Below are 7,482 nucleotides of genomic sequence, written 5' to 3' on the forward strand. Positions count from 1 at the left end.
ATCTGGCGACCGGCGTCGACATCTGGCTGGCGACGGCGGTGGCGCTGGGCGTCGCCGGGCGGGACCCGTCGATCCGGGTGGCCGAGCCGATCTCCTACGGCTCCTCGGCGCATCATGTCGCCTTTCCCGGCACGATCAGCCTGCGGCCGTCGACCTTCATCGCCATCGTGGTCGATGTCTGCCGCTCGCTGGCGCGCGACGGCTTCTTCCCGATCCTGCTGAACGGCCATGGCGGCAACCGCGGTGCGCTGCAGGTGGCGGTGTCCGAACTCGGCGCCGAGGGCATCCGCAGCGCCGCCTTCTCCTATTTCGACCTGATCCGCGAGGATGCGGCGGCGATCCTGCCCGATGCCGACCAGGGCTGCGGCCATGCCTGCGCGCTTGAGACCTCGCTGATGCTGCACCTGTTCCCGGGATCGGCTCGGGCGGAGGCAATCCCGGCCGGCGGCACGCCGTCCTGCTGGCCCGACCCGCATCTCTACGCGCCGAGCCCGATCACGGTCTGGCGCGGCTTCGAGGAGATCAACCCGGTCGGGGTCATCGGCCGGCCCGCCGATGCCACTGTCGAGGCTGGGGCGCGGCTATACGAGGCCGCCGTGACCCGGTGCCTGGAGGCCACGCAGCGGCTGCGCCAGACCTTCGCCACGGCGTGACGCCCTTCCGTTTTCGGTCATGATGTGTCAGGCAGGCCCGCATGATGGATGATCCCGCGCTCGACACCCTGTTTTTGCCCTTCCACAGCGAGGCGCTGGCTTGGCCGGCGGATGGCCGCGCCCTGTTCCTCGGCGCCCGCGCCGGGGCGGCGCTGAGCGAATTCGCGTCGCCGGCCCTGGCCTGCGAACAGAGCTTCCGGCCGCATGCCGTGGCACTGGAACAGGCCGGGCTGGCGGTCTCGACCGGCATCGAAGGCCGCTTCCCGGTGGTGCTGGTGCTGCCGCCGCGGCAGCGCGAGGCGGCGCGGGCGCTCCTGGCCCAGGCGCTTGACCAGGTCGAGCCTGGCGGCGTCGTCGTGGTCAGCCTGGCCAACACCGACGGTGCCCGTTCGGCGGAGGAGGATCTGGTCCGCCTCGCCGGGCCGGTCGACAGCCTGTCGAAGAACCGCTGCCGTGTCTTCTGGGTGCAGCCACGCGAGGGTGCCGGCGACCCGGCGCTGCGCGCGGAATGGGCCGTTCTGGACGCGCCGCGGCCGGTGGCCGACCGCGACTTCCTCAGCCGTCCCGGCCTGTTCGCCTGGGACCGGGTCGATGCCGGCACGGCGCTGCTGGCAGCGCATCTGCCGGCGGATCTGAAGGGGTATGGCGCCGATCTCGGCGCCGGCTTCGGCACCCTCGCCGCCGAGGTGCTCGACCGCTGCCCGGATGTCACGGCGCTCGATTTGTACGAGGCGGAGGCGCGGGCGCTCGACCTCGCCCGCCGCAACCTGGGGTCGCAGGCGGAGCGGGCGAAGCTCGATTTCCTCTGGCACGACGTCACCACCGGCCTGGTGCCGGGGCGGCGCTACCACTTCATCGTCACCAACCCGCCCTTCCACGAGGGCGGCCGGGCCGACCGGCATGATCTCGGCCGCGCCTTCATCGCCACCGCCGCGGCCGCGCTGAAGCCGAAGGGCAAGCTGTGGCTGGTGGCGAACCGGCACCTGCCCTATGAGGCGGCATTGGAGCAGGCCTTCACCATGGTCCGCCGCGTGGTCGAGGACGGGCCCTACAAGGTGATCGAAGCCTCGAAAGGTGTCCGATGAAGCTGATCCGCCGCCTCGCCAATCTCGGCTATGGCAGCCGCAAGCAGGTCGAGACGATGCTGCGCGGCGGCCGGGTCACCAACGCCGCCGGCGTGCCGTTCAACCCCGAAGCGCAGCCGGAGCATGAGGCGATCCAGGTCGATGGCGAGCCACTCGACCCGCCACCCGGCGCCGTGCTGATGCTGCACAAGCCGGTCGGCTTCACCTGCGCCACCGCCGATCCCGGCCGCGTGGTGTATGAATTGCTGCCGCCCCGCTTCCGCGAGCGCAACCCGATCGTCGCCCCGGTCGGGCGGCTGGACCGCGACACCACCGGCCTGCTGCTGCTGACCGATGACGGCGTGCTGCTGCACCGGATCATCTCGCCCAAGGCCCGTATCCCGAAGATCTATGAGGCGACGCTGGCGCAGGATCTGGCGGGGACCGAGGCGGAGCTGTTCGCCGCCGGCACGCTGATGCTGCGGTCGGAAAAGACGCCGCTGGAGCCGGCGGCGCTGGAGGTGCTGGGGCCGCGGCGGGCCCGGCTGACCCTGACCGAGGGCCGTTACCACCAGGTCCGGCGGATGTTCGCCGCCGCCGGCAACCGGGTCGAGACGCTGCACCGCGCCACGGTCGGCGGCCTCGGCCTCGGCGACCTGGCCGAGGGCAAATGGCGGCTGCTGGACCCGGCTGAGGTGGCCTCGGTGTTCGGACAGGCACCGACGCCGTAGGTTGGGTTCGCGCGGCGAACCCAACGTCTTGCCGCCAAACCACTGTTGGGTTCGCAAGAGCGAACCCAACCTACGATCCAGGATCTCCTTTTACTGTCATTGCCGGGCTTGACCCGGCAATTCAGAAAATGTCGACAGTCTCTGGATGCCCGGATCAAGTCCGGGCATGACAGTTGTGGGGAAGAGCGCCAAATCCTGCACTCACGACCGTTGCGACGGACCTATGCCGCGAAGGTCAGCACCACGCGCGTGCCGGCATGGGCGGGGTCGTGCAGCAGGGTGGCGTCCAGCTTGGTCGCCATGGCGTGAATGATCTTCTGGCCCAGGCCGGTCGATCCGGCCGGGGACGGCCCGACGCCGGCGCCGTCATCCTCGACCGCGAGCTCGACCCGATGGTCCGGCAGGGCGCGCTGCAGCACCCGGATCGGCCCGCCCGATATGGGATAGGCGTATTTCAGGGCATTCAGCACCAGCTCGGTGACGATCACGCCCAGCGCGATGGCGCGGTCGGGGTGGATCGCGACCGGCTCGGTCTTCAGCTCCAGCACCGACTGGGTCTCGCGGCCCTCGGTCGAGCCGCGCAGGCTGTCCGCCAGCTCCTGCAGGTAGCGGTCCAGCTCGATCGACTGGACGCTGTCGGAGGTGTAGAGGCGCCGATGTGCCTGGGCCACCGCCATCACCCGGTTCTCGGCCGCGGCCAACGCGTCCTTGATGTCGGCGGCGCCGGAGGCGTTGGACTGCAGCCGCAGCAGCGAGGCGATCAGCTGCAGGCTGTTGCTGACGCGGTGGTTGATCTCGCGCATCAGCAAGGCGCGTTCCTCGGCCAACGCCTCGAACCGGTCGCGCGCGGCGCGGATCTCGGCCTGGGCGCTCTCGTTCTCGCGGCGCAGCCGGGCGGCCTCCAGCGCACTGTCGATCGCGGCCTGCAGCAGGGCGAAGAACTCGCCGGCGGCCGATTTGATGACGTAGTCGGCGGCGCCGATCTTCAGCGCGGCGACCGCGACCCGGCTGTCCTCGTTGCCGGTGGCGTAGATCACCGGCGGCGGGTCTGGCTGCCGGCGGATCTGCTCCAGCGTGGCCAAGCCATCCTGCCCCGGCATGGTGTGGTCGAGCACGACGGCGTCGATGCCGCCCTCGGCGATCCGCGCCAGTCCCGACGGGCCGTCGGTCGCGATCTCGACCGCATAGCCGGCGCGGCCCAGTGTCTTCTGGGCCAGCCGGCACAGGCCGGGGTCGTCGTCGATGTAGAGGATCAGGATGCCGGCAGCGGCCATCATGCGGTCTCGGGCACCTGGATGACGGAGAAGAACAGGCCCAGCTGCCGGATGGCGTTGGCGAAGTTCTCGTAGTTCACCGGCTTGGTGATGTAGACGTTGCAGCCGAGGTCGTAGCAGCGCTGGATCTCGACCTTGTCGTCGGTGGTGGTCAGGACCACGACCGGGGACAGCTTCAGATGGTCGTTTTCCTTGATCCGCTTCAGGATCTCGGTGCCGGAAATGTCGGGCAGGTTCAGATCCAGCAGGACCAGCAGCGCCCGGCCCTTGTTGACCTCGCCCGACCCGTCGGGGCCGAACAGGAAGGACAGGCCGCTGGTGCCGTCGCGGAACGACAGCAATTCGTTGTGCACCCCGGCGCGGCGCAAATTCTTTTCGATCAGGCGGGCGTGGCCTTCGTCATCCTCGATCATGACGATGCTGACCGCGCGGCTGTCCTGGCTCATGTCGTTGCCCTCCGGCTCGTCTCTTTCCATGTCTTCGGCAAGGTAACCCGGAACACGCTGCCCTGGCCCAGGGCCGATTCCATCGTGATGCTGCCGCCCAGCCGCCGGGTCAAGGCCCGGACATGGGCCAGGCCGATGCCCTCGCCCGGCCGGTCCTGCACACCGGCCCGGCGGAACAGTTCGAAGATGCGGGCGCCGTCCTTCGGGTCGACGCCGCGGCCATTGTCCCGGACCTCGTACAGCAGGCCCGTCGCCGTCGCCCGGCCGCTGACCTCGATCTCGCCCGGTACTCCGTTGCGCAGGTATTTCAGCGCATTGTCCAGCAGGTTGGAGAAGATCTGCTCCAGCGCCAGCCGGTCGCTCGTGATCGGCGGCAGCGCGCCGATCCGGATCTCCGCATCGCGCTCCTGGGCCTGGTGGGCCAGGCTGTCGGCAATGCCCTGCAGCAGGGCGCTGGTGTCGAGGCGCTCGCCCTTGAACTCGCGCCGCCCCTGCCGGGCCAGCGTCAGGATGGCGTGGATCAGCCGGTCCATCTTGTCGATCGAGGTCTTGATGAAGCCCAGCGCCTCGCTGAAATCGGCCTTCAGCGTCTCGTCTTCGGCATCGTCGGCGGCGGCCGGTGCCTGGCCGTGCAAAGCCACGAGCCGTTCGAACATCGTGTCGCGCAGATGCTCCAGCTCACTGGTGAAGCCCATGATGTTCACCAGCGGCGACCGCAAATCGTGGCTGACGATATAGGCATAGCGCTGGACCTCGTCATTGGCCTCCTGCAGATCGGCAGTTCGCTCCGCCACCATGCCCTCCAGCCCCTCATTGGCGCGGGCCAGCTCCTGCTGCATCGCCAGCATTGCCCGGGTCGATCGGCGAACCATCACGATCGCGACGGCGCACAGGGCGACAAGGGTCAGCAGGCCGGCGATGGTGATGGCGACCAGCCATAACTGGGTGTCGCGCGACGCACCGGACCGGGCCGACAGCAGCCGCGCTTCCTCGGCCTTCATGGCGTCGAGGATGTCGCCGATCTGCCCGGTCAGCTCGCGGCCGCGGCCGGTCTGCACCACGGTCAGCGCGCCGACCCGGTCGCCGCCGTCGTATTTCTGGATGGCGTTGCGAAAATTCGGCAGCCGGTCGAGTAGCGGTTTCAGGGCCGCGATCGCCTGCTGCTGTGACGGGTTGTCCGTGGTGCGGCCCGCGATCTCCGCAATCGCCGGCGGGATCTGCGCCAGCGCCTGTTCGAAGCTGTCCGCGTATTCCTTGTCTTCGGTCAGGAGGTAGCTGCGCTGGCTGCCTTCGACCGATTGCACCAGGAATTGCAGCTGGGTGATGCGGCCTTCCAGCTCGAGCGAGTGGGCGACCCATTCCTGGTCGCGGCGCGACTGCTGCACCAGCCAGATCGAGGCGACGCCGATGATCAGCAGGATGGCGAAGCCGATCACGCCGAGGGTCAGGAGCTTTGGTTTGATCATGCGTGGTCGGAAAGGGTCTCGGGCCGTCCTGGTCTAAGGCCTGCGACCTTATCCGCGCGATGCGCCATTTGCCACATCAACATGAAGCCGGGCCTTGGTCTGCGGATCTCCCCGCTCGCAAGAACTTCGGACTAATCAGAAAGCGGTAAGAAAGTCGCGGTCGTGACGTTTAAAGATCATCAAATGTTAATTTCTTGATATCCCGTCCGGCCGTCATTCGGCCGCCGCCTCGGCCTCGTCCTCAGTGGCCACACCGTCACCGGCAGGCACGGCGACCGCGACGGGTGCCGGCGCGTTCGGATCGCCCGGCGCGGTCTCGCAGCCGAGATCGGGCAGCGCGACGATCCGGTTGCCGCCGCGCCCGGCGGCACGGCAGACGATGAAGTTGCGCTGCTCCATATAGGTCAGCAGCCGCCGGGTCCGGCCGACCGACTGGGTGCCGTAGGCGCGGGCGATGGTGGCGTCGGACGGGCAGGGGGCGCCTGCCAGCGCCGCCTTGACCAACAGCAGGAAGATGCCCTGCATGTCCTCCGGCAGCTCCCGGGCCAGGCTGGTCGCGTGCTGCCAGGACGGACTCTCCGCCGTTTCATTGTCGACCCCGGCCCGGGCCACCGCCAGGCGGCCGCGGAAGCCGGCGAGGTCGAGCGCCGGAACGCTGCGGTTGCCCAGCCGTTGGATCCGGCAGCGCACCAGGAAGTCCTGGTACAGCACGGCGATCGGCCGGAACGCCGAATCCTCCTCCGCCACCAGGTCGCGCAGCACGCCGTCGATGGCGGCGTCGCGCTCGGCCTGGGACATCGGGTCCGGCTCTTCCTCCGCCGCCGGCACCGGGTCGGGCCGGCTGCGGATCAACTGGGCCAGCAACTCGGCGGTCGGCTGCGGCGCCGGCTGGCGCGGCAGGCGTGGCAGCGGCGGCTCGCTCTCGGCGGGCTTGAAGATCAGTTCGTGCAGATCCTCGGGCGGCGCCTCCGGCATCGGCAGCAGCTTCGGGCTGGTCGACCGGGCGCCGGTCTCGACCGACCCGATCTTGATCTCCAGCGGCCGGCGCGACAGGGCCGGGCCCAACGCCACGAACTGGCCGCGGCCGAGGTCGCGGAACATCTCCGCCTGGCGCCGCTCCAGCCCCAGCAGATCGGCGGCGCGGGCCATGTCGATGTCGAGGAAGGTGCGGCCCATCAGGAAATTCGACGCTTCGGCCGCGACATTCTTGGCCAGCTTGGCCAGGCGCTGGGTGGCGATGACGCCGGCCAGGCCGCGCTTGCGGCCGCGGCTCATCAGGTTGGCCATGGCGCCCAGCGTCGCCTTGCGTGCCTCTTCCGACACGTCGCCGGCGGCGGCGGGGGCGAACAGCTGCGCCTCGTCCACCACCACCAGGACGGGGTACCACAGGTCGCGCTCGGCATCGAACAGCCCGTTCAGGAAGGCGGCGGCGCCGCGCATCTGGGCGTCGGCATCGCAGCTCTCCAGGTTCAGGATGGCGGAGGTGCGGTGCTGCCGCACGCGGCCGGCGATCCGGGCCAGGTCGTCGTCCGACCGGTCGCCATCGACCACAATGTGGCCGAAGCGGTCGGCCAGGCTGATGAAATCGCCCTCGGGGTCGATCACCACCTGCTGCACCCAGGGCGCGCTCTGCTCCAGCAGCCGGCGCAGCAGATGCGACTTGCCGGAGCCGGAATTGCCCTGCACCAGCAGCCGCGTCGCCAGCAACTCCTCGAGATCGATCATGGCCGATGTCCCGTTGGACAGCGTTCCGATGTCGATTTGGACCGTCATCACCCCTCCACGCGCTCGGCCGCACTGCCCCGGGGGCGGCATGGCCGGGCATGGTCTATCACGATGGGGCCGGGT

At 69.5% G+C, this 7,482-nt stretch carries 7 protein-coding genes; 3 read left to right on the forward strand and 4 right to left on the reverse strand.

Annotated elements, in window-relative coordinates; genetic code table 11:
• The 3 genes from AC3XYG_RS29610 to AC3XYG_RS29620 all read left to right on the forward strand — a co-directional run.
• The coding region (locus AC3XYG_RS29610; RefSeq protein ID WP_489143469.1) for a creatininase family protein at window positions 1-653 on the forward strand (653 nt) is incomplete at its 5' end.
• 41 nt (window positions 654-694) lie between these two features.
• On the forward strand, window positions 695-1,738 hold the full coding sequence (locus tag AC3XYG_RS29615) for a class I SAM-dependent methyltransferase (RefSeq protein WP_489143470.1): 1,044 nt from the start codon (window positions 695-697) through the stop codon (window positions 1,736-1,738).
• The gene (locus AC3XYG_RS29620) at window positions 1,735-2,448 is read left to right on the forward strand and encodes a pseudouridine synthase (RefSeq protein WP_489143471.1); all 714 of its coding nucleotides are present in this window, start codon (window positions 1,735-1,737) and stop codon (window positions 2,446-2,448) included. The genes AC3XYG_RS29615 and AC3XYG_RS29620 overlap by 4 nt, the downstream gene beginning before the upstream one ends.
• 221 nt (window positions 2,449-2,669) lie before the next feature.
• Here AC3XYG_RS29620 and AC3XYG_RS29625 read toward each other — a convergent pair whose 3' ends face one another.
• The 4 genes from AC3XYG_RS29625 to AC3XYG_RS29640 form a co-directional block, all read right to left on the reverse strand.
• Window positions 2,670-3,725 (reverse strand): sensor histidine kinase, encoded by a 1,056-nt coding sequence (locus AC3XYG_RS29625; RefSeq protein WP_489143472.1) that lies wholly within the window; start codon window positions 3,723-3,725, stop codon window positions 2,670-2,672.
• Window positions 3,722-4,168 (reverse strand): response regulator, encoded by a 447-nt coding sequence (locus AC3XYG_RS29630; RefSeq protein ID WP_489143473.1) that lies wholly within the window; start codon window positions 4,166-4,168, stop codon window positions 3,722-3,724. The genes AC3XYG_RS29625 and AC3XYG_RS29630 overlap by 4 nt, the downstream gene beginning before the upstream one ends.
• Window positions 4,165-5,634, reverse strand: coding sequence for a sensor histidine kinase (locus tag AC3XYG_RS29635; protein ID WP_489143474.1), 1,470 nt, complete (start codon window positions 5,632-5,634; stop codon window positions 4,165-4,167). Before AC3XYG_RS29635 ends, AC3XYG_RS29630 begins: the two co-directional genes overlap by 4 nt.
• Window positions 5,635-5,847: 213 nt before the next feature.
• A complete protein-coding gene (locus AC3XYG_RS29640) occupies window positions 5,848-7,407 on the reverse strand; it encodes a helicase HerA domain-containing protein (protein WP_489143475.1) in 1,560 nt (519 codons plus the stop codon).
• Window positions 7,408-7,482 lie beyond the last annotated feature (75 nt).

Source organism: Inquilinus sp. (genome assembly GCF_057815775.1).

Coding starts and splice junctions, on each gene's coding strand:
- AC3XYG_RS29615 (WP_489143470.1), top strand. CDS start 695: ATGATGGATGATCCCGCGCTCGACACCCTGTTTTTGCCCTTCCACAGC.
- AC3XYG_RS29620 (WP_489143471.1), top strand. CDS start 1,735: ATGAAGCTGATCCGCCGCCTCGCCAATCTCGGCTATGGCAGCCGCAAG.
- AC3XYG_RS29625 (WP_489143472.1), bottom strand. CDS start 3,725: ATGATGGCCGCTGCCGGCATCCTGATCCTCTACATCGACGACGACCCC.
- AC3XYG_RS29630 (WP_489143473.1), bottom strand. CDS start 4,168: ATGAGCCAGGACAGCCGCGCGGTCAGCATCGTCATGATCGAGGATGAC.
- AC3XYG_RS29635 (WP_489143474.1), bottom strand. CDS start 5,634: ATGATCAAACCAAAGCTCCTGACCCTCGGCGTGATCGGCTTCGCCATC.
- AC3XYG_RS29640 (WP_489143475.1), bottom strand. CDS start 7,407: ATGACGGTCCAAATCGACATCGGAACGCTGTCCAACGGGACATCGGCC.